Here is an 18,857-nt window from a genome sequence, read left to right on the forward strand (position 1 = left end):
CCTCGCAGGGGCCTTTTGTTTGCAACGGCGATGTCCGAGCAAGCGAGCGGGAGGGAACTCCCGGGCCCCCGACCCCGGGACTCCCGGGGGAGCACGTCCGAAGAACGAAAGGAACCACTCCATGGCGGCCCACGACGACACCGCGGCCGATACCGCGGCCGACACCGAGGCCATCAGACGCCACCGCACCCTGTTCCGGGCGGTCAGCCGTCGCAGGAACCCGCCGTTGCGCCGCACCGACATCACGGTCACGGACGAGGCGGCGGTCAAGCGGGCGGTCAAGGCGGCCTCGCTGGGCAACGCCATGGAGTGGTTCGACTTCGGCATCTACAGCTACCTGGCCGTCACCATCGGCCACGTCTTTTTCCCGTCCGGGAACGACACGGTCCAGCTGATCTCCTCCTTCGCGACCTTCGCGGTCTCCTTCCTGGTCCGGCCCATCGGTGGCATGGTGTTCGGCCCGATGGGCGACAAGATCGGCCGCAAGAAGGTCCTCGCGCTGACGATGATCATGATGGCGATCGGCACGCTCGCCATCGGCCTGATCCCGTCCTACGCCGCGATCGGCTTCTGGGCCCCGGTCCTGCTGATCTTCTTCCGCCTCGTCCAGGGCTTCTCCACGGGCGGCGAGTACGGCGGCGCGTCCACCTTCATAGCCGAGTACGCCCCCGACAAGCGCCGCGGCTACTTCGGCAGCTTCCTGGAGGTCGGCACGCTGGCCGGCTACACGGGCGCGGCGGGTCTGGTCCTCATCCTGAACACCGCGCTCGGCGCGGACGCCATGGAGTCCTGGGGCTGGCGCGTGCCGTTCCTGGTCGCGGGTCCGCTGGGGCTCGTGGGCCTCTATCTCCGCCTCAAGCTCGACGAGACCCCCGCCTTCCAGAAGATGGAGGACGCCACCTACCACTCGGCGTCCGAGGGCGCCTCCGCGGTGGAGACCACCGCCAAGGGCGACCTGGCGAAGATCTTCCGTCAGCACTGGCCCATGCTGATCCTGTGCATCGCGCTGGTCGGCGCGTACAACGTCACCGACTACATGCTGCTGTCGTACATGCCGACGTACCTCTCCGACGAACTCGGCTACGACGACTCCCACGGCCTGCTGATCCTCATCGGCACGATGATCATCCTGATGCTGATCATCAACCGGGTCGGCAAGCTCTCCGACCGCTTCGGCCGCAAGCCGCTGCTGATGACGGGCATGCTGGGCTTCCTGTTCCTCTCCCTCCCGGCCTTCCTCCTCATCAAGCAGGGCAGCCTGCTCGCGGTCTCCGCCGGCATGCTCCTGCTCGGCCTCTCCCTGGTCTGCCTCCTCGGCACGATGTCGGCGACGCTCCCGGCCCTCTTCCCCACGTCGGTCCGCTACGGTTCCCTGTCCGTGGGCTACAACGTCTCCACCTCCCTCTTCGGCGGCACGGCACCCCTGGTGATCACCTCCCTGATCAGCGTGACGGGGACGGACATGGTCCCGGCGTACTACTCGATGGCGGCGGCGGTCGTCGGCGTCATCGCGGTGGCCTGCATGAAGGAAACGGCCCAGAAGCCGCTGTCGGGCTCGCCGCCGTCGGTGGAGACAAAGGAGGAGGCGGCGGAACTGGTAGCGGCCCAGACAACGGCCCCCCGCTTCTGACCCTCCCCGCCCCCAGGGACCGCCCCTCCCTCCTCCGGCCTGCCCCACCGACAAGTGGGGCAGGCCGTTCCGCATTCCGCGCGTGATGGTCCGCTTTTCGGTTCGTTACTCCGTAGGGGTCACGAACGGACGGCCGAGGAAAGAGGGGTGACCATGACTGATCCGTACAGCCTGGAGACGTTGACTGCCGCAGTGCCCGAGGTACGCAACTGGTCGGCGCTGATGAGATTTCTGGGGCTCACCGAGAGCGGGGGGCGGCGGCCCGGATCGGGCTCGACACGGGCCACTTCAAGCGGAAGGCATGGGGCGCCGTACAGGTCACCGAGCGCAAGCCGGTGGCGGCGAGGACCCCCGTCGTCCTGCCGCCAGGTTCCAGCCGCGCCAACCGTGACCGGCTGCACCGCGCGCTCCAGGAAGTCGGCCTGCCGTACCGCTGCGCCTCATGCGGAAACCCCGGTGAATGGCTCGGGCAGCGGATCACATTGCACATCGACCACATCAGCGGCGACCGGCTCGACAACCACCGGGCCAACCTGCGGTACTTGTGCCCGAATTGCCACGCGCTGACAGAGACCTGGTGCCGGAACAGGCGGCGAAAGACATCACACACCGATGCCTGATCCAGAGCCCGTGTGCCACTCGACCCCTTGGCCCGTTAGCATGACTGACTACTGGCGGCGGTGGCGCAACGGCGACGCAGCAGACTTAGGATCTGTGGCCCTTGAACGGGCTTGAGGGTTCGAATCCCTTCCGCCGCACAGCAGATGGCCTGCGAATCGAAGGATGACTCGCAGGCCATTTTCTGTGCGCCTCAGCCCAACAACTCCCGCACCACCGGCACCAGCTCCCGGAACGCCTTGCCGCGATGGCTGATCGCGTTCTTCTCCTCCGCCGTCAGCTCCGCGCACGTGCGCGTCTCGCCCTCCGGCTGGAGGATCGGGTCGTAGCCGAAGCCGCCGGAGCCCGCGGGGGCGGTGCGCAGGACGCCTCGCAGGCGGCCCTCGACCACCCGTTCCGTGCCGTCGGGCAGGGCCAGGGCCGCCGCGCAGGCGAAGTGGGCGGCGCGGTGTTCCGGGGCGATGTCGGACAGTTGGGCCAGGAGCAGGGACAGGTTGGCGGCGTCGTCGCCGTGGCGGCCGGCCCAGCGGGCGGAGAAGATGCCGGGCGCTCCGCCGAGGACGTCGACGCAGAGCCCCGAGTCGTCGGCGACGGCGGGCAGCCCCGTGGCCCGGGCGAGGGCGTGCGCCTTGAGCAACGCGTTCTCGGCGAAGGTGACGCCGGTTTCCTTGACGTCGGGGATCTCGGGGTAGGCGTCCGCGCCGACGAGCTCATGGGTGAGGCCTGCGCCGGCGAGGATCGCCCTCAGTTCCGTGATCTTGCCGTGGTTGCGGGTGGCGAGGATGAGGCGGGTCATGCCCCCAGTATCCAAGTAAGGATGCAGGGGGCACGACGGGTCCCGTTACGGCGTGCAGACCTTCGTCAGTTCGCCCGCCGCGTCGGTGACGGGGCCGACGTCGGGGGTGCTGTCGCCGTTCTTGATGGCCTCGCGGACGTTGTCGACGGCCTTGTCGAGGTCGTCGACCGCCTTGTTCACGTCGGTGTCGTCGGTCTTGTCGCTGATCTTGTCGAGGTTCTTACCGATGTCGTCGAGGGCCCGGTCGGCCTCGGCGGGGTTGTCGGCGGCGTTCTCGACGGCTTGCTGGAGGTCGGTGACGCTGTCGGCGATGGTGTCCGCGGTCTGGACGCAGTCCAGGGCCTTGCTGACGGCGTCGCAGCCGACGAGGCCGGCGGCGGCCGGTACGGCGATCAGTGCTGTCGCGACAGCGGTGGCGATACGACGGTGGCGCGCGGCCATGGTTGGGTCCCTCCCCGTGTGCGTACGGGCGCACGGTTCCTCCCGTGCGCCCGTACTCGTGACTACTTGTAACAACGCCCCTCAGGGGGTCGTTGGTTGCGTGCGTGACGAAGCTCGCTGCCGAGTGGTGGTCAGCGCGTCGCTTCGAGCGCCTCGCGCTGGAGGGCGGCGAGGTCCTCGCAGCCGCCGACGGCGAGGTCGAGGAGGGCGTTGAGTTCCTTGCGGTCGAAGGGCTCGGCCTCGGCGGTGCCCTGGACCTCGACGAAACGGCCGTCTCCGGTGCAGACGACGTTCATGTCGGTCTCGGCCCGCACGTCCTCCTCGTAGCAGAGGTCGAGGAGGGGGACGCCGTCGACGATGCCGACGGAGACGGCCGAGACGGTGTCGGTGAGGGGCTTGCGGCCGGCCTTGACGAGCTTCTTGCCCTGGGCCCAGGCGACGGCGTCGGCGAGGGCGACGTAGGCGCCGGTGATGGCGGCGGTGCGGGTGCCGCCGTCGGCCTGGAGGACGTCGCAGTCGAGGACGATGGTGTTCTCGCCGAGAGACTTGTAGTCGATGACGGCGCGCAGGCTGCGGCCGATGAGGCGGGAGATCTCGTGGGTGCGGCCGCCGATCTTGCCGCGGACGGCTTCGCGGTCGCCGCGGGTGTTGGTGGAGCGGGGCAGCATCGAGTACTCGGCGGTGACCCAGCCCTCGCCGCTGCCCTTGCGCCAGCGCGGGACGCCTTCGGTGACGGATGCGGTGCAGAAGACTTTGGTGTCGCCGAAGGAGATGAGGACGGAGCCCTCGGCGTGCTTGCTCCAGCCGCGTTCGATGGTGACGGGGCGGAGCTGTTCGGGGGTGCGGCCGTCGATGCGGGGCGAGGGCGTAGAGGACATGGGCTGAGCCTATCGGGACATGGGTGAGGGCCCTCCCGGTCGCGGGAAGGGCCCTCGTCCGTGAGCCCGACGGCTCGTGAACCCGACGGCTCGTGAACCCGTGAGGTTCAGGAACGCGTGGTTCAGGAACTCACAGCATGTCTTCGATCTCCCCGGCGATCGGGTCCGCGTCGGTGCCGATGACGACCTGGATCGCGGTGCCCATCTTGACGACGCCGTGGGCGCCGGCGGCCTTCAGCGCGGCGTCGTCGACGAGGCTCGGGTCGTTGACCTCGGTGCGCAGGCGGGTGATGCAGCCCTCGACCTCTTCGATGTTCTCGATGCCGCCGAGCCCGGCGACGATCTTCTCAGCCTTGGTGGCCATGTGTTTCTCCCTGGTTCCAAAGGACGCGGCCCTCAGCACGCCACAGGTCCGCTGTGTCACGTTAACGCACGGTTGGACCATCTTCGCGGGCGGTCACGGCGCACGTACTCGATGATGACGATCAAGGTGTCGTCGCCTCATGCGGATCGCGTCGAGGCGGCGCCCTCACCCGTTCCCAACTGGTCTACACCAGTTTAGGGCGACCGCCAAACCAGGCCTGTCCCGGGAGGACGCCGATGAGTTCCGACGCCGCCGCGGCCCCGCGGGCCAAGCCACGGAAGAAGTGGTGGAACGGCCTGTTCCAGGGTCTGCAGAAGATGGGCCGCAGCCTCCAGCTGCCCATCGCGGTCCTGCCAGCCGCCGGCATCCTCAACCGCCTCGGCCAGCCGGACGTCTTCGGCGACGACGGGCTCGGCTGGACGAACGTCGCCAAGGTCTTCGCGGCGGCGGGCGGCTCCCTGCTCGACTCCTCGCTCGGCCTGCCGCTGCTGTTCTGCATCGGCGTCGCGATCGGCATGGCCAAGAAGGCGGACGGCTCGACGGCGCTCGCCGCGGTCGCGGGGTTCCTCGTCTACTACGCGGTGCTCCGCGCCTTCCCCGACGACTGTCCGACGGACACCACCTTCTCCGCCGCCGGGATGTGGGGCGGGGTCTGCGTCGCGGAGGACGGGACGGTCGCGCAGGCGGCGTACCAGAATCCGGGGGTGTTCGGCGGCATCGTGATGGGGCTGCTGACGGCGTGGTTCTGGCAGCGCTACCACCGGGTGAAGCTGGTCGACTGGCTCGGCTTCTTCAACGGCCGCCGGCTGGTGCCGATCATCATGGCGTTCGTGGGGCTGGTCTTCGCGGGGCTGTGCGTGTGGATCTGGCCGCCGATCGGTGACGCGCTGACGAGCTTCTCGAAGTGGCTGGTGGATCTGGGCTGGCTGGGCTCCGGGATCTTCGGTGTCGCCAACCGCGCGCTGCTCACGGTCGGCCTGCACCAGTTCCTGAACACGTTCGTGTGGTTCCAGTTCGGTGACTACACGAAGCCGGACGGCACGATGGTGCACGGCGACATCAACCGGTTCCTGGCGGGTGACCCGTCGGCGGGCCAGTTCACCTCGGGGTTCTTCCCGATCATGATGTTCGCGCTGCCCGCGGCGGCCCTCGCGATCACGCACTGCGCGCGCCCGGAGCGGCGCAAGGTGGTCGGCGGCATGATGCTCTCGGTCGGGCTGACGTCGTTCGTCACGGGCATCACCGAGCCGATCGAGTACTCGTTCCTCTTCATCGCCCCGCTGCTGTACGCGCTGCACGCGGTGCTCACCGGGGTCTCGATGGCGGTGACGTGGGCGCTGGGCGTGAAGGACGGGTTCAGTTTCTCGGCGGGGCTGATCGACTACGTCATCAACTGGAGTCTGGCGACGAAGCCGTGGCTGATCCTGCTGATCGGTCTGGGCTTCGGGGTCGTGTACTACTTCGTGTTCCGCTTCGTGATCGTGAAGTTCGATCTGGCGACGCCGGGGCGGGAACCGGAGGAGGAGGCCGAGGCGTTGGACCGGGAGCAGACGAAGGCCTGACGCGGCGGCGCGGACGGGTTTCCCGGCTCTCCCGGCTCTCGGCAAGGCCCTCGGACCTCGGGTCCGGGGGCCTTTGACATGCCTTTTCCGGATATGGCCCAGCACACAGGAATCACAGGTTCCTTATGTCACCTTCACCGTGCTACAACAGGTCTACACCACTAATGGTGTAGACCACGCGGCCTTCTCGCCGCGTCCCCCGGAGACGCCGCCGTCCCCCACTTCCGTGTCCCCAGGCGGCGCCTTGCCCACTGGAGGAAGTTGTGTCCACGGCCAGTGCCGCCCCCGCGGCCAAGAAGAAGGGCTCCGGCGCGATGGCTGTCATGCAGCGCATCGGCCGCAGCCTCATGCTGCCGGTCGCCGTGCTGCCCGCAGGCGCCCTGCTCGTCCGCCTCGGCAACCCCGACATGCTGGGCCGGGACTCCTTCCCGGCCTTCATCACCAAGATCGCCTCCTTCATGGCCGCGGGCGGCAACGCGATCCTCGACAACATGGCGCTGCTGTTCGCCGTCGGCATCGCGATCGGCTTCGCCAAGAAGTCGGACGGCTCGACGGCGCTCGCGGCCGTCACCGGCTACCTCGTCTTCAAGAACGTGCTCGCCACGTTCACCGACCCGAACCTCGAAAAGATCGCGAAGGTCGTCGACGGCAAGATCGTCATGGTGGAAGCGCCGGTGGACGCCAAGGTCCTCGGCGGTGTCGTGATGGGCATCGTCGTGGCCCTGCTCTACCAGAAGTTCTACCGGACCAAGCTGCCCGACTGGGCGGGCTTCTTCGGCGGCCGCCGCCTGGTGCCGATCCTCTCCGCCTTCGCGGGCCTGGTCCTCGGCATCGCCTTCGGCTACATCTGGCCGGTCCTCGGCACGGGTCTGCACAACTTCGGTGAGTGGCTGGTCGGTTCGGGCGCCGTGGGCGCGGGCATCTTCGGTGTCGCCAACCGTGCGCTGATCCCGGTCGGCATGCACCACCTGCTGAACTCGTTCCCCTGGTTCCAGGCGGGCTCGTACGAGGGCAAGAGCGGTGACATCAACCGCTTCCTGGCCGGTGACCCGACCGCCGGACAGTTCATGACCGGCTTCTTCCCGATCATGATGTTCGCCCTCCCGGCGGCCTGCCTCGCGATCGTCCACTGCGCCCGTCCCGAGCGCCGCAAGGTCGTCGGCGGCATGATGTTCTCGCTCGCGCTCACCGCCTTCGTAACCGGTGTGACCGAGCCGATCGAGTTCACGTTCATGTTCATCGCCCCGGTCCTGTACGCGATCCACGCGGTGCTGACCGGTGTCTCCATGGCGCTGACCTGGGCGCTCGGCATGAAGGACGGCTTCGGCTTCTCCGCGGGCGCGGTCGACTTCTTCCTGAACCTCGGCATCGCGACGAACCCGTGGGGCCTGGCCCTGGTCGGCCTGTGCTTCGCGGCGGTCTACTACGTGGTCTTCCGCTTCGCGATCACCAAGTTCAACCTGCCGACGCCGGGCCGTGAGTCCGACGAGGAGCTCGCGGAGCTCCAGAAGGCCGAGGCGAAGTAGCCTGCGGCTCAGCTGAACGGCGAAGGCCCCGGAACCGGTTCGGTTCCGGGGCCTTCGCCGTGCCCGGAGTCAGATCTCGTACGTCACACCCGGCGCCGCCAGCTCCGCAGGGCCCCCGTACACCGCCCGCGCGTCCGCGAGGTTCACCCGTGGGTCCGTCCACGGCGGGATGTGCGTGAGCAGCAGCCTTCCCGCTCCGGCGCGCTGCGCGCACTCGCCCGCCTCGCGGCCGTTGAGGTGCAGGTCGGGGATGTCCTCCTTGCCGTGCGTGAACGCCGCCTCGCACAGGAAGAGGTCCGTGCCCGCGGCGAGTTCGTCCAGGCTGTCGCAGCTGCCGGTGTCGCCGGAGTACGTGAGGGACCTGCCGCCGTGCTCGACGCGGATGGCGTACGCCTCGACGGGGTGGCGCACCTTCTCCGTGCGCACCGAGAACGGGCCGATCTCGAACGACGCCGGCTTGACCGTGTGGAAGTCGAAGACCTCGCTCATCGAGGAGGCGGAGGGCGTGTCGGCGTACGCGGTGGTGAGGCGCTGCTCGGTGCCCTCGGGGCCGAAGACCGGGATGGGGGCGCAGCGGCCGCCCTCGTGCCGGTAGTAGCGCGCCACGAAGTACGCGCACATGTCGATGCAGTGATCGGCGTGCAGGTGGCTGAGGAAGATCGCGTCGAGGTCGTACAGACCGATGTGGCGTTGCAGCTCGCCGAGGGCGCCGTTGCCCATGTCGAGCAGCAACCGGAAGCCGTCGGCCTCGACGAGGTAGCTCGAACAGGCCGACTCCGCTGACGGAAACGACCCCGAGCAGCCGACGACGGTGAGCTTCATGAAGCTGGAACCTCCGCGCTGGCGAAAGAGCTGGGGGGTGGGTGTGCGGTCCGTCGAGCGTAAGGCGCAAAAGGCCTGGTCGCTCCTCCGTCGCGGGCCGTTGTGGGCGAACTCACCTGCGCTGTCACCGGTTCGGGGGGCGTGCGGGGCGGGCGTGCGGGCCGGGGGATCAGTGGCGGGCGGGGCGGGCGGTACGGGTGGCGCACCGGTACCGTCGTGCCTATGGACACGTCCTGGTGGCTCGCGCTGGCCGCCGTGGTGGTGCTCGCGCTGGTCGTCGCGCTGGTGGACGGCTGGGGGCGCGGGCCCCGGCGGACGGGCGCCCGTCCGCCGGGCCGCCCGCGGCCGCCGCGGGGGCCTCGGCGGCGGCTTCCCGCGCCGCGGCCCGCGGAGATCTGGTGGGCGCGGGTGCCTTACGCAGACGGTGCCGCCGGGCCCGGCGGGAAGGACCGGCCGTGTCTGGTGCTGTCGGTGCGCGGGGAGCGGGCGCGCGTCGCGAAGATCACCAGCAAGTACCACGAGGAGCGGGCGGGTGTGATTCCGCTGCCGCCGGGCGCGGTGGGCGACGCGCATGGCCGCCCCAGCTTTCTGGAGACCGATGAGCTGCGGGACGTACCGCTGTGGGAGTTCCGGCGCAGGGCCGGGGTGGTGGATCCGGTGCTGTGGGATCAGGTGAAGTACCTGGCCCGTTGAGTCCCGGCAGGCCGGCCGGGCTCGGCAGGCCGCTGCCCGGGCCGGTGAACCAGCCCGGGCAGATCGTTCCGCGGGGCGGCTAGGCCCAGAGCTGCCCTTGCAGCGTCTCGATGGCCGCCTCGGTCGTCTCCGCGGTGTAGACGCCCGTCGACAGGTACTTCCAACCGCCGTCGGCGACGACGAAGACGATGTCCGCGGACTCCCCCGCCTTGACGGCCTTCTTGCCGGCGCCGATCGCGGCGTGCAGCGCGGCGCCGGTGGAGACGCCCGCGAAGATGCCCTCCTGCTGGAGGAGTTCCCGGGTGCGGGTCACCGCGTCGGCCGAGCCGACGGAGAACCGGCTGGTCAGGACGGAGGCGTCGTACAGCTCGGGGACGAAGCCCTCGTCGAGGTTGCGCAGGCCGTAGACGAGGTCGTCGTAGCGCGGCTCGGCGGCGATGATCTTGATGTCGGGCTTCTGTTCGCGCAGGTAGCGGCCGACGCCCATGAGGGTGCCGGTGGTGCCGAGGCCCGCCACGAAGTGGGTGACGGAGGGCAGGTCCGCGAGGATCTCCGGGCCCGTCGTGGCGTAGTGGGCGCCCGCGTTGTCGGGGTTGCCGTACTGGTAGAGCATCACCCAGTCCGGGTGCTCGGCGGCCAGTTCCTTGGCGACGCGGACGGCGGTGTTGGAGCCGCCGGCCGCCGGGGAGGAGATGATCTCGGCGCCCCACATGGCGAGCAGGTCGCGCCGCTCCTGGGAGGTGTTCTCCGGCATGACGCACACGATGCGGTAGCCCTTGAGCTTGGCCGCCATGGCCAGGGAGATGCCGGTGTTGCCGGAGGTCGGCTCCAGGATCGTGCAGCCGGGCGTCAGCCGGCCGTCCTTCTCGGCCTGTTCGACCATGTGCAGCGCCGGCCGGTCCTTGATGGAGCCGGTCGGGTTGCGGTCCTCCAGCTTGGCCCAGATGCGGACCTCGTCGGAGGGGGACAGGCGCGGCAGGCGGACGAGCGGCGTGTTGCCGACGGCGGCGAGCGGGGAGTCGTAGCGAGGCATCCGGGATCGGGCCTAGACCATGCCGCCGGCGACGGCCGGCAGGATCGTGACGCTGTCGCCGTCGGCGAGCTTCGTGGAGATGCCGTCGAGGAAGCGGACGTCCTCGTCGTTGAGGTACACGTTCACGAAGCGGCGCAGCTTGCCGCCGTCGACAATGCGCTCGGCGATGCCCGCGTGCCGCGAGTCGAGGTCGGTGAAGAGCTCGGCGAGGGTGCCGCCGCTGCCCTGGACGGCCTTCTCGCCGTCGGTGTAGCTGCGGAGGATGGTGGGGATGCGGACCTCGATGGCCATGGCTGAGGGCTCCTGTCGGGAGTGTTCAGGTGAAGGGGCGCGCGGCGGTCCGGTCGTGGTCGTGCACCGGTGTGCGCGGTCGTACGCGGTTCAGGCGCCGCGGCCCGTTGCTGGCCGTACGGCGGCAGGGGTCAGCGCGAACAGATGGCGCTGTTGAGCCTGCACAGGTCGACGTGCAGACGCGCCACGAGCAGCATGCCCGGCATCTTGTCGCTCACGTCGTGGGAAACCATGCGCTCATCGTATCGATTCCCGGTCCGGGTCCTGGAATGTGATCTCACATGGTGGATGGTTTACGTCCATCACCTGGATGCGGGGAGATAGGTGACCGTCGGCGCCCCGGTCGCCGGGTGCACCGCGACCTCCGCCGTCACGCCGTACACCTCGGCGAGCAGTTCGCTGGTCAGGACCTCCTTGGGGGTGCCGGAGGCGATCAGCGCGCCGTCCCGCAGGACGTGCAGGCGGTCGCAGTAGTACGCCGCGAGGTTCAGGTCGTGCAGGGCGAGGAGATTGGTGGTGCCGAGGCCGCCGACCAGGGAGAGGATCTCCAGCTGGTAGCGGATGTCGAGGTGGTTGGTCGGCTCGTCGAGGACGAGGACCGTGGGTTGCTGCACCAACGCCCTTGCCACCAGGGCGCGTTGGCGTTCGCCGCCGGAGAGCGCGGCGAAGGAGCGGTCGGCGAGGGCCTCGGCGCCGACGCGCACCAGAGCGGCCTCCACCAGCTTCTCGTCGCGCGCGGTGTCGCCCTCCCAGAAGCGTTTGTGCGGGGAGCGGCCCATCGCGACGACCTGCCGCACGGTGAGGTCGAAGCCGGCCTGGCCGTCCTGCGGCACGGTGGCGACGCGCCGCGAGCGGGCCTTGGCGCCGAGCCCCGTCAGGTCGTCCCCGTCCAGCAGGACGCGGCCCCCGGTCGGGGTGAGCGCGCCGTACACGCAGCGCAGCAGGGTCGTCTTGCCGCTGCCGTTGGGGCCGACGATGCCGGCCGTCTCGCCGTCGGCGACGGTCAGTGAGACGCCGTCGAGCAGGCGGGCGCCGCCGGGGGTGGTGTATCCGAGGTTCTCGGTGCGCAGCTTCACGCGGGTGCCCCCTCGTGCGTACGGCTCCCGCGCAGCAGCCACAGGAAGAACGGGCCGCCCGTCAACGCGGTGAGCACGCCGACCGGGATGTCCTGCGGCGCCGCGACCGTGCGGGCGGCGAGGTCGGCGGCGACCAGGAAGACCGCGCCCATCAGCGCCACCACCGGGAGCAGGGTGCGGTGGGCGGCGCCGACCAGCATGCGGGCGGCGTGCGGCACCATCAGGCCGACGAAGCCGATGGCGCCGCTGTAGGCGACGAGGACGCCGGTCAGGAGCGAGGCGAGGACGAAGACGGCGGAGCGGAAGCGGGCGGTGTCCAGGCCGAGGACGGTGGCGCCCTCCTCGCCGACGAGCAGCAGGTCCAGCGGGCGGGCGAGCGCCACCAGGAGGGCGGTACCGACGGCCAGGACGGCGCAGGGCAGGGCGAGCATGTCCCAGCGGGCGCTGCCGAGGCCGCCGAGTGTCCAGTACAGGACTTCCTTGAGGTGGTCGGCGCTGTCGGCGGTGACGAGGATGAGGCTGGTGAGGGCGGTGAGGATGTACGAGACGGCCACCCCGGCGAGGATCAGGCGGCCGGTGGCGAAGCCCCCGCCGCCGCTTCTGGCCAGGGCGTAGACCAGGACCAGGGAGATCAGCGCGCCCGCGAAGGAGGCCGCGGGGATCGTGACGGCGGTGCTGAGGGTGGTGCCCAGGCCGAAGATCCCGCCGAGCACGATCGCGCTGACGGCGCCCACGGAGGCGCCCGAGGAGACGCCGAGGAGGAACGGGTCGGCGAGAGGGTTGCGGACGAGGGCCTGGAGGACGGTGCCGATGACGGCCAGTCCGGCGCCGACGACCGCGCCGAGCAGGACCCGGGGCAGGCGGACGTCCAGCACGATGGTGCGGAACGGGGAGGGTTCCGCATGGCCGGTCAGTATCTCCAGGACCTGGCCCGGCGGGATGCGGACGGAGCCGAGGGCGAGGCCGGCGACGGTCGCTGCCGCGAGGGCCGCGGTGAGCGCCGTCAGGGTCAAGAGGCGCCGCCCCTTCGACCCCCGTCGATCGCCCTTCGGGCTCGTCCTCAAACGCCGGACGGGCTGGGATGTACCGCCCCCGGGCCGACCCGGTCCCCGGACGGGCTGGATCTTCGCGGCGCTCACAGCTGTGCCGCCAGCTTCTCCACCGCCTTCGGTGCCCGTACGCCCGTGACCACGTCCGACAGCCGCAGTACCGCGAAACGCTTGTGCTTGATGGCGGGGACGTCCGCGAGGACCGGGTCGTCGAGGAGGCGCTTCTTCTTCTGGGCGACGGTCGTGGGGCCGTAGTCGAGGATCATGATGACGTCCGGCCTGCGCTCGACGACCTTCTCCCAGGACGCGTCGCTGAAGGACTTGTCGATGTCGGCGAAGACGTTGCGGCCGCCCGCGCGCTCGATGATGTCGTTGCCGATGCCGCGGCCGCCCGCCGTGAACGCGGTCTTGTCGCCGCTGTCGTAGACGAAGACGGAGACCGGCTTCGCGCGCTTCGACTTCTTCGCGGTGGCGGCCAGTTCGCGCTTGGCCCCGCTCACCCACTTCTCGGCGCGCTCGCGCACCCCGAACGTGGCGCCGACCTCCCGCACCTCGCGGTACACGTCGTCCATGGTGACCGCGCGCTCGGCGCAGCCCTCGATGTTGAGGCGGCTCTTGATCCCGGACTTGGCGAGCGCGGAGCGGCTGCGGCCGTCGCCGGCGAGGAAGGCGCTGGCGTAACCGCCGTAGACGAAGTCGGGGTCGGCGGCGAGCAGCTTCTCGTAGGAGGGGTACTCCTTGGCGAGCACGGGGGCGGACTTGTACGCCTTCTCGTACTTCGGCAGGACCTTGTCGTCGAGGTAGGCGGTGCCGGCCAGGCGGTCCTTGAGGCCCAGTTCCAGCATCACCTCGGTAACGTGCTGGTTCATGGTGACGGCGCGCTTCGGCGGTGCGTCGTACGTGGTCTTCACACCGCAGTTGGTGACGGTGTACGGGAAGCCCGCGGCCTTGGCGGCGGGCTTGGAGTCACCGGAGTCGGACGAGCCGCAGGCTGCGAGCGGGACGAGCAGGGCCGCGGCGGTGAGCACGCGAAGGGCGCGGGACATGGCTGAACTGCCTCCTCCAGGGGATTTCCGCGTCCCCTGCGTTGTGTGGAGCCGAGACGGCAGGTCAGTTCCTGACTCCCCGCCCCCGCGAAGGGGTGGGGTCACAGTGGCGGGACCGTGCCGGGCTCGCACCGGCTTCCTGGGTCCTGCCGCCTCATGGGTGGAGCTCAGTATGCCTGTACGACCGCGACCTCTTCCTCGGTGACCTCGCCGTCCACGATCCGGTACGAGCGGAACTGGAAAGGGCCCGCGTCGTCGGTGTCCGCGGTGGAGACCAGGACGTAGTGGGCGCCGGGCTCGTTGGCGTAGCTGATGTCGGTGCGCGAGGGGTAGGCCTCGGTCGCGGTGTGCGAGTGGTAGATGACCACCGGCTCCTCGTCGCGGTCGTCCATCTCGCGGTAGAGCTTGAGCAGGTCACCCGAGTCGAACTCGTAGAACGTGGGCGAGCGCGCGGCGTTCAGCATCGGGATGAAGCGCTCGGGGCGGCCGGTGCCCGCCGGGCCCGCGACCACGCCGCACGCCTCGTCGGGGTGGTCCTGGCGCGCGTGCGCGACGATCTGGTCGTGGAGGGCCTGGGTGATGGTCAGCATGGCAGTCAGGATAAGCAGAGGGCCCGCGCCGTACCGAAGTGTGGTACGTGCGGGCCCATATGCTGGACAGTGGCCTCTCCGGGGAGGTCAGTCCTTGGTGACGGGGGCGCTGTCCGCGCCGATCTTGCGCTTGTTGAACGCGGCGGCCTGCGGGTTGCGGCTCTTGAGGATCAGGTAGGAGACGCCGAGGATCGCGGCCCAGACCGGAGCGGCGTACAGCGAGATCCGCGCGTCCTTGTCGACGCCCATCATCACGATGACCATGCCGATGAACAAAAGCGCGAACCAGCTGGTGTACGGGGCTCCCGGCGCCCGGAAGGTGGACTGCGGCAGCTCGCCGCGGTCGGCCTTGCGGCGGTAGCGGATCTGGCAGGCCAGGATCATGATCCAGGCCCACATGCCGGAGATGGTGGCGAAGGAGACGACGTAGTTGAACGCCTCGCCCGGCCACTGGTAGTTGATCCAGACGCCGACCAGCATGAACGCGGCGGAGAACGTGGTGCCGACCAGCGGCAGGCCGTTCTTCGTGAGCTTGGTGAAGAACTTCGGGCCCTGGCCGTTGAGCGCGAGGTCGCGCAGCATGCGGCCGGTGGAGTACATGCCGGAGTTGCAGGAGGAGAGCGCGGCGGTGAGGACCACGAAGTTCACGATCGCGGCGCCGACGCCGAGGCCCATCTTCTCGAAGGCCGCGACGAACGGCGAGACGCCGGGCTGGAAGTGCGTCCACGGGACGACCGACAGGATCATGATCAGCGCGCCGACGTAGAAGACGGCGATGCGCCACGGCACGGTGTTGATGGCCTTGGGCAGGACGGTCTTCGGGTCCTTGGACTCGCCCGCGGTGACGCCGACGAGCTCGACGGCGAGGAAGGCGAACATCACGATCTGGAGCGTCATCAGCGTGGAGCCGATGCCGTTGGGGAAGAAGCCGCCCTGGTTCCACAGGTGGGCCACGGTCGCGGTGTCACCGGCGTCGGAGAAGCCGATGGTGAGGATGCCGATGCAGATCAGGATCATGCCGATGATGGCGGTGACCTTGACCATCGAGAACCAGAACTCCAGCTCACCGAAGAGCTTCACGGAGATGAGGTTCGCGCCGTACAGGATGACCGTGAAGATGAGCGCGTACGCCCATTGTGGAACGGATCCGTGTGTCCAGTACTGCATGTACTGGGCGGCTGCGGTGACTTCGGTGATGCCGGTGACGACCCAGAAGAGCCAGTACGTCCAGCCGGTCACGAAGCCGAAGAACGGGCCCATGAACTCGCGCGCGTACTCCGAGAAGGAGCCCGACACGGGGCGGTACATGAGGAGCTCGCCGAGCGCCCGCATGATGAAGAAGATGACGAGGCCCGCGATGGCGTACGCCAGGATGAGGCTGGGTCCGGCCTTGTGGATGGCCTTGCCCGCGCCGAGGAACAGGCCGGTGCCGATGGCACCGCCGATCGCGATCATCTGGATCTGCCGGGCTCCCAGACCGCGCTGGTAGCCCTCGCCCTCGCCGGACGGGCCGCCTGCGGCCTCCACGGCACCATTGCCGTCGTGCCCGTCGTGCTGCTCTTCGACCTGCACTGAGGTCATGGTGACGCCTTTCTCCATGCTGATCCGCGCCCGCGTCTCGCGTTGATGGCTGCGGATCAGGTCCTGATCCCCCCGGATATGTATGGAGTGCTACCGGCGGTCTGCCGGTCCGAGCGCCCTCGGTGACATGGGTGGCGTCACCGAGTGGTCGTGAAGATTTATCACGGCGGCAACAGTGAGGGAATCAGCCACCTGTGACGCACACCACAGGAAGAAGCGGACAAAGGCCTCTTCACGCCGCAAACACGGGCAATGAAGTGACGGGATCGTTATCCGGATTTGAGCGTCCGCTGAGCGAACGACCCGTCACGTGAACGGAAGGTGTCCAGTACAGCAAATTTCGCTGTCCTCTGCACCGGATTTCGGTCCGGCTCAGTCCAGCAACGTCCCGACCAGCGTCTCCTGCAATCCGCCCAGCCAGAGATAGGCCATCACCATCGGCTTGCGGGGGTCGGAGTCGGGGAGCCGGTAGAGCAGATCGGCGTCCTCCTCGTCGGTGACCTCCAGGCGGGTGCCGATCGCGAGCCGGAGGTCGTTGAGGGCGCCCAGCCAGTGCCGCGACTCCTCCACCGACAGTTTCAGGACGGCTCCGCCCTCGCCCGAGGACGCCATCGAGTCGAGCGAACGGATCACGACCAGCGCGTCGTCCCGCTTCTTGGCCCGCAGGTCGTTCTCCGTGAAGCGGCGGAACTCGGCCGAATACGTCCGCAGTTCCTCCTCCTGCGCGATGTCCCCGGTCTCACTTCCGGGGCCGCCGTACGCGTCCGGCAGCAGGCGCTGCATCACCGGGTCGGCGGGCGGCTCGCTGGGGCCCTCGGCGAACAGCTCCGCGAGGGGGTCGTCGGAGGGCTCACCGCCCGGGCCCGGACCGATCAGCTCCAGGAGCTGCACGGCGAGGGAACGGATGATCGAGATCTCGACCTCGTCGAGCGCGACGGCGGCGCCGCCCCCGGGGATCGCTTCGAATTGTCCTGGCATCAGATGCGTCGCTGCTTCCGGTCCGCCGCTACTTGCGGTCCTGCTGAAGGGTGGCCCACAGCCCGTATCCGTGCATGGCCTGGACGTCCCGCTCCATCTCCTCGCGGCTGCCGGTGGAGACGACCGCGCGGCCCTTCTGGTGCACGTCCATCATCAGCTTGGTGGCCTTCTCCTTGGAGTACCCGAAGTACGACTGGAAGACGTACGTCACGTAGCTCATGAGGTTGACCGGGTCGTTGTGCACGAGCGTGATCCAGGGGACGTCCGGCTCGGGGACAGCGAACGTCTCTTCGGCCGATTCCGGGCGGGTGATCTCGACCGGGACAGCACAGAGGGCGAAGCCCTTCCTCAGAAGGGTGGCGGCGGGAGACGGGCGGGACGTACTCACAAGGCCATGCTGCCACCCCGAGGGGCCCCGCGCACAAACGGACCCGGAAATCGTCAGAGTGACGAGATGCGGGTAGCATCCCTCCCATGAACACAGCGGACCTTGGCCTGCCGGTGGATGTTCCCTCGACGGCGCTCTTCACGGACCAGTACGAGCTGACGATGCTCCAGGCGGCGCTGAAAGCCGGTACCGGCGAGCGCCGTTCGGTCTTCGAGGTCTTCACCCGCAGACTGCCCGAGGGGCGGCGCTACGGCGTCGTGGCGGGCACCGGCCGGGTCCTGGACGCCGTCGAGAACTTCCGCTTCGACGCCGGCGTCCTCGGCTTCCTGCGCGAGCGCGGCATCGTCGACGAGCCCACCCTGGACTGGCTGTCCCGCTACCGCTTCAGCGGCGACATCTGGGGCTACCCCGAGGGCGAGGTCTACTTCCCGGGCTCGCCGATCCTGCGGGTCGAGGGGTCCTTCGCCCAGTGCGTGCTCCTGGAGACGGTGATCCTCTCCATCCTCAACCACGACTCCGCCATCGCGGCCGCCGCCTCCCGCATGTCCTCGGCAGCGGGCGACCGCCCGCTGATCGAGATGGGCGCCCGCCGCACCCACGAGCTGGCCGCCGTCGCCGCCTCCCGCGCCGCGTACGTCGGCGGCTTCGCGACCACCTCCGACCTGGCCGCCGGCTTCCGCTACGGCATCCCGACCGTCGGCACCAGCGCCCACGCCTTCACCCTGCTGCACGACAGCGAGCGCGACGCCTTCCGCGCCCAGGTCGACTCACTCGGCCGCGGCACCACCCTGCTCGTGGACACCTACGACGTGGCCGAGGCGGTCCGCATGGCCGTCGAGGTCGCCGGACCGGAGCTCGGCGCGGTGCGCATCGACTCCGGTGACCTTCTGCTCGTCGCCCACCGGGTGCGCCAGCAGCTGGACGATCTCGGCGCGACGAACACGAAGATCGTCGTGACCTCCGACCTCGACGAGTACGCCATCGCCTCGCTGCGGGCGGCACCCGTGGACGCGTACGGCGTGGGCACGCAGCTCGTCACGGGCTCCGGGCACCCCACCGCCTCCATGGTCTACAAGCTGGTGGCCCGCGCCCACTCGGCGGACCCCAAGGCGCCCCTGGAGCCGGTGGCGAAGAAGTCGCTGGGTGCCAAGAGCTCGGTCGGCGGCCGCAAGTGGGCCGCGCGGCGGACCGACGCGGACGGTGTCGCCGAGGCCGAGGTCATCGGCACCGGGCCCGTGCCCGCCGAGCTGGCCGACGCCCAGCTCCTGGTCGAGCTGGTCAAGGGCGGGCAGGTCATCGCCCGGGAGCCGCTGGACGCGGTCCGCGACCGGCACGCCGCCGCCCGCGCCCGGCTGCCGCTCTCCGCGACGCAGCTGTCGCGGGGCGAGGCGGTCATCCCCACGGAATACCTCTGAGGGGACCCGGATATCCCTGACGGGCCCGGACATCCCTGCCGGGTCCGGGGAGGCACCCCCTCCCGTAACGCACGTGAAGT

At 69.5% G+C, this 18,857-nt stretch carries 20 protein-coding genes, 1 tRNA gene and 1 riboswitch; of the genes, 6 read left to right on the plus strand and 15 right to left on the minus strand.

Annotated elements, in window-relative coordinates:
* Positions 1 to 121: 121 nt before the first annotated feature.
* Positions 122 to 1,630, plus strand: coding sequence for a glycine betaine/L-proline transporter ProP (proP, locus tag ACOBQB_RS23585; RefSeq protein ID WP_423594124.1), 1,509 nt, complete (start codon positions 122 to 124; stop codon positions 1,628 to 1,630).
* A 674-nt stretch (positions 1,631 to 2,304) separates the two neighbouring features.
* Positions 2,305 to 2,388 (plus strand) — tRNA-Leu (locus ACOBQB_RS23590).
* Positions 2,389 to 2,441: 53 nt separating this feature from the next.
* Here the strand turns inward: ACOBQB_RS23590 and rdgB are convergent.
* The 4 genes from rdgB to ACOBQB_RS23610 all read right to left on the minus strand — a co-directional run bounded on the left by rdgB (position 2,442) and on the right by ACOBQB_RS23610 (position 4,727).
* Positions 2,442 to 3,044, minus strand: coding sequence for an RdgB/HAM1 family non-canonical purine NTP pyrophosphatase (gene rdgB / locus ACOBQB_RS23595; RefSeq protein ID WP_423594125.1), 603 nt, complete (start codon positions 3,042 to 3,044; stop codon positions 2,442 to 2,444).
* A 45-nt stretch (positions 3,045 to 3,089) separates the two neighbouring features.
* Positions 3,090 to 3,485, minus strand: a complete 396-nt coding sequence (locus tag ACOBQB_RS23600) for a hypothetical protein (protein WP_423594126.1) — start codon at positions 3,483 to 3,485, stop codon at positions 3,090 to 3,092.
* 131 nt (positions 3,486 to 3,616) lie between these two features.
* Positions 3,617 to 4,363 (minus strand): ribonuclease PH, encoded by a 747-nt coding sequence (rph, locus tag ACOBQB_RS23605; protein ID WP_423594127.1) that lies wholly within the window; start codon positions 4,361 to 4,363, stop codon positions 3,617 to 3,619.
* Between the two features lie 130 nt (positions 4,364 to 4,493).
* The gene (locus ACOBQB_RS23610; RefSeq protein WP_423594128.1) at positions 4,494 to 4,727 is read right to left on the minus strand and encodes a glucose PTS transporter subunit EIIB; all 234 of its coding nucleotides are present in this window, start codon (positions 4,725 to 4,727) and stop codon (positions 4,494 to 4,496) included.
* A gap of 236 nt (positions 4,728 to 4,963) precedes the next feature.
* Between ACOBQB_RS23610 and ACOBQB_RS23615 the strand changes: the two genes are divergently transcribed.
* Both ACOBQB_RS23615 and ACOBQB_RS23620 read left to right on the plus strand, forming a co-directional pair.
* Positions 4,964 to 6,289 carry a PTS transporter subunit EIIC gene (locus ACOBQB_RS23615; protein WP_423594129.1) on the plus strand — a complete coding sequence of 442 codons (1,326 nt, stop codon included), beginning with the start codon at positions 4,964 to 4,966 and terminating at the stop codon, positions 6,287 to 6,289.
* Positions 6,290 to 6,552: 263 nt separating this feature from the next.
* Positions 6,553 to 7,815, plus strand: a complete 1,263-nt coding sequence (locus ACOBQB_RS23620; RefSeq protein ID WP_423594130.1) for a PTS transporter subunit EIIC — start codon at positions 6,553 to 6,555, stop codon at positions 7,813 to 7,815.
* A gap of 69 nt (positions 7,816 to 7,884) precedes the next feature.
* Here ACOBQB_RS23620 and ACOBQB_RS23625 read toward each other — a convergent pair whose 3' ends face one another.
* The gene (locus ACOBQB_RS23625) at positions 7,885 to 8,637 is read right to left on the minus strand and encodes an MBL fold metallo-hydrolase (protein WP_423594131.1); all 753 of its coding nucleotides are present in this window, start codon (positions 8,635 to 8,637) and stop codon (positions 7,885 to 7,887) included.
* Positions 8,638 to 8,859: 222 nt separating this feature from the next.
* Here ACOBQB_RS23625 and ACOBQB_RS23630 point away from each other — a divergent pair, with 222 nt between their 5' ends.
* On the plus strand, positions 8,860 to 9,330 hold the full coding sequence (locus ACOBQB_RS23630) for a type II toxin-antitoxin system PemK/MazF family toxin (protein WP_423594132.1): 471 nt from the start codon (positions 8,860 to 8,862) through the stop codon (positions 9,328 to 9,330).
* A 79-nt stretch (positions 9,331 to 9,409) separates the two neighbouring features.
* Here ACOBQB_RS23630 and ACOBQB_RS23635 read toward each other — a convergent pair whose 3' ends face one another.
* The 10 genes from ACOBQB_RS23635 to clpS all read right to left on the minus strand — a co-directional run bounded on the left by ACOBQB_RS23635 (position 9,410) and on the right by clpS (position 17,326).
* The gene (locus ACOBQB_RS23635; RefSeq protein WP_423594133.1) at positions 9,410 to 10,363 is read right to left on the minus strand and encodes a PLP-dependent cysteine synthase family protein; all 954 of its coding nucleotides are present in this window, start codon (positions 10,361 to 10,363) and stop codon (positions 9,410 to 9,412) included.
* A 12-nt stretch (positions 10,364 to 10,375) separates the two neighbouring features.
* Positions 10,376 to 10,654, minus strand: coding sequence for a MoaD/ThiS family protein (locus ACOBQB_RS23640; RefSeq protein ID WP_423594134.1), 279 nt, complete (start codon positions 10,652 to 10,654; stop codon positions 10,376 to 10,378).
* A gap of 131 nt (positions 10,655 to 10,785) precedes the next feature.
* Positions 10,786 to 10,887, minus strand: a complete 102-nt coding sequence (locus ACOBQB_RS23645) for a putative leader peptide (RefSeq protein WP_359639510.1) — start codon at positions 10,885 to 10,887, stop codon at positions 10,786 to 10,788.
* Between the two features lie 69 nt (positions 10,888 to 10,956).
* Entirely contained in the window at positions 10,957 to 11,772 is an 816-nt protein-coding gene (locus ACOBQB_RS23650) for an ABC transporter ATP-binding protein (protein WP_423594135.1), read from the minus strand.
* Positions 11,727 to 12,794, minus strand: coding sequence for a FecCD family ABC transporter permease (locus ACOBQB_RS23655; protein ID WP_423594136.1), 1,068 nt, complete (start codon positions 12,792 to 12,794; stop codon positions 11,727 to 11,729). The genes ACOBQB_RS23650 and ACOBQB_RS23655 overlap by 46 nt, the downstream gene beginning before the upstream one ends.
* Positions 12,795 to 12,865: 71 nt before the next feature.
* Entirely contained in the window at positions 12,866 to 13,825 is a 960-nt protein-coding gene (locus ACOBQB_RS23660; RefSeq protein WP_423594137.1) for an ABC transporter substrate-binding protein, read from the minus strand.
* Between the two features lie 45 nt (positions 13,826 to 13,870).
* Positions 13,871 to 13,990: riboswitch (cobalamin riboswitch) on the minus strand.
* A gap of 2 nt (positions 13,991 to 13,992) precedes the next feature.
* Positions 13,993 to 14,415 (minus strand): Mov34/MPN/PAD-1 family protein, encoded by a 423-nt coding sequence (locus ACOBQB_RS23665; protein WP_423594138.1) that lies wholly within the window; start codon positions 14,413 to 14,415, stop codon positions 13,993 to 13,995.
* 87 nt (positions 14,416 to 14,502) lie between these two features.
* A complete protein-coding gene (locus tag ACOBQB_RS23670; protein WP_423594139.1) occupies positions 14,503 to 15,996 on the minus strand; it encodes an amino acid permease in 1,494 nt (497 codons plus the stop codon).
* Between the two features lie 372 nt (positions 15,997 to 16,368).
* Positions 16,369 to 16,974, minus strand: coding sequence for a DUF2017 domain-containing protein (locus ACOBQB_RS23675; protein WP_423594140.1), 606 nt, complete (start codon positions 16,972 to 16,974; stop codon positions 16,369 to 16,371).
* 28 nt (positions 16,975 to 17,002) lie between these two features.
* Entirely contained in the window at positions 17,003 to 17,326 is a 324-nt protein-coding gene (gene clpS, locus ACOBQB_RS23680) for an ATP-dependent Clp protease adapter ClpS (RefSeq protein WP_423598706.1), read from the minus strand.
* A 122-nt stretch (positions 17,327 to 17,448) separates the two neighbouring features.
* Here clpS and ACOBQB_RS23685 point away from each other — a divergent pair, with 122 nt between their 5' ends.
* Positions 17,449 to 18,777, plus strand: a complete 1,329-nt coding sequence (locus ACOBQB_RS23685; RefSeq protein ID WP_423594141.1) for a nicotinate phosphoribosyltransferase — start codon at positions 17,449 to 17,451, stop codon at positions 18,775 to 18,777.
* The last annotated feature ends 80 nt before the right edge of the window (positions 18,778 to 18,857 follow it).

The organism is Streptomyces sp. G5(2025) (assembly GCF_049542075.1).
Classification (GTDB): Bacteria; Actinomycetota; Actinomycetes; order Streptomycetales; family Streptomycetaceae; genus Streptomyces.

Excerpts from the sequence above, each read along its gene's own strand:
- ACOBQB_RS23625 (WP_423594131.1), bottom strand. The coding sequence starts at position 8,637 with ATGAAGCTCACCGTCGTCGGCTGCTCGGGGTCGTTTCCGTCAGCGGAG.
- ACOBQB_RS23645 (WP_359639510.1), bottom strand. The coding sequence starts at position 10,887 with ATGGTTTCCCACGACGTGAGCGACAAGATGCCGGGCATGCTGCTCGTG.
- ACOBQB_RS23675 (WP_423594140.1), bottom strand. The coding sequence starts at position 16,974 with ATGCCAGGACAATTCGAAGCGATCCCCGGGGGCGGCGCCGCCGTCGCG.
- rdgB (WP_423594125.1), bottom strand. The coding sequence starts at position 3,044 with ATGACCCGCCTCATCCTCGCCACCCGCAACCACGGCAAGATCACGGAA.
- ACOBQB_RS23615 (WP_423594129.1), top strand. The coding sequence starts at position 4,964 with ATGAGTTCCGACGCCGCCGCGGCCCCGCGGGCCAAGCCACGGAAGAAG.
- rph (WP_423594127.1), bottom strand. The coding sequence starts at position 4,363 with ATGTCCTCTACGCCCTCGCCCCGCATCGACGGCCGCACCCCCGAACAG.
- ACOBQB_RS23610 (WP_423594128.1), bottom strand. The coding sequence starts at position 4,727 with ATGGCCACCAAGGCTGAGAAGATCGTCGCCGGGCTCGGCGGCATCGAG.
- ACOBQB_RS23640 (WP_423594134.1), bottom strand. The coding sequence starts at position 10,654 with ATGGCCATCGAGGTCCGCATCCCCACCATCCTCCGCAGCTACACCGAC.
- ACOBQB_RS23670 (WP_423594139.1), bottom strand. The coding sequence starts at position 15,996 with ATGACCTCAGTGCAGGTCGAAGAGCAGCACGACGGGCACGACGGCAAT.
- ACOBQB_RS23600 (WP_423594126.1), bottom strand. The coding sequence starts at position 3,485 with ATGGCCGCGCGCCACCGTCGTATCGCCACCGCTGTCGCGACAGCACTG.
- proP (WP_423594124.1), top strand. The coding sequence starts at position 122 with ATGGCGGCCCACGACGACACCGCGGCCGATACCGCGGCCGACACCGAG.
- ACOBQB_RS23685 (WP_423594141.1), top strand. The coding sequence starts at position 17,449 with ATGAACACAGCGGACCTTGGCCTGCCGGTGGATGTTCCCTCGACGGCG.
- ACOBQB_RS23630 (WP_423594132.1), top strand. The coding sequence starts at position 8,860 with ATGGACACGTCCTGGTGGCTCGCGCTGGCCGCCGTGGTGGTGCTCGCG.
- ACOBQB_RS23635 (WP_423594133.1), bottom strand. The coding sequence starts at position 10,363 with ATGCCTCGCTACGACTCCCCGCTCGCCGCCGTCGGCAACACGCCGCTC.
- ACOBQB_RS23665 (WP_423594138.1), bottom strand. The coding sequence starts at position 14,415 with ATGCTGACCATCACCCAGGCCCTCCACGACCAGATCGTCGCGCACGCG.
- ACOBQB_RS23660 (WP_423594137.1), bottom strand. The coding sequence starts at position 13,825 with ATGTCCCGCGCCCTTCGCGTGCTCACCGCCGCGGCCCTGCTCGTCCCG.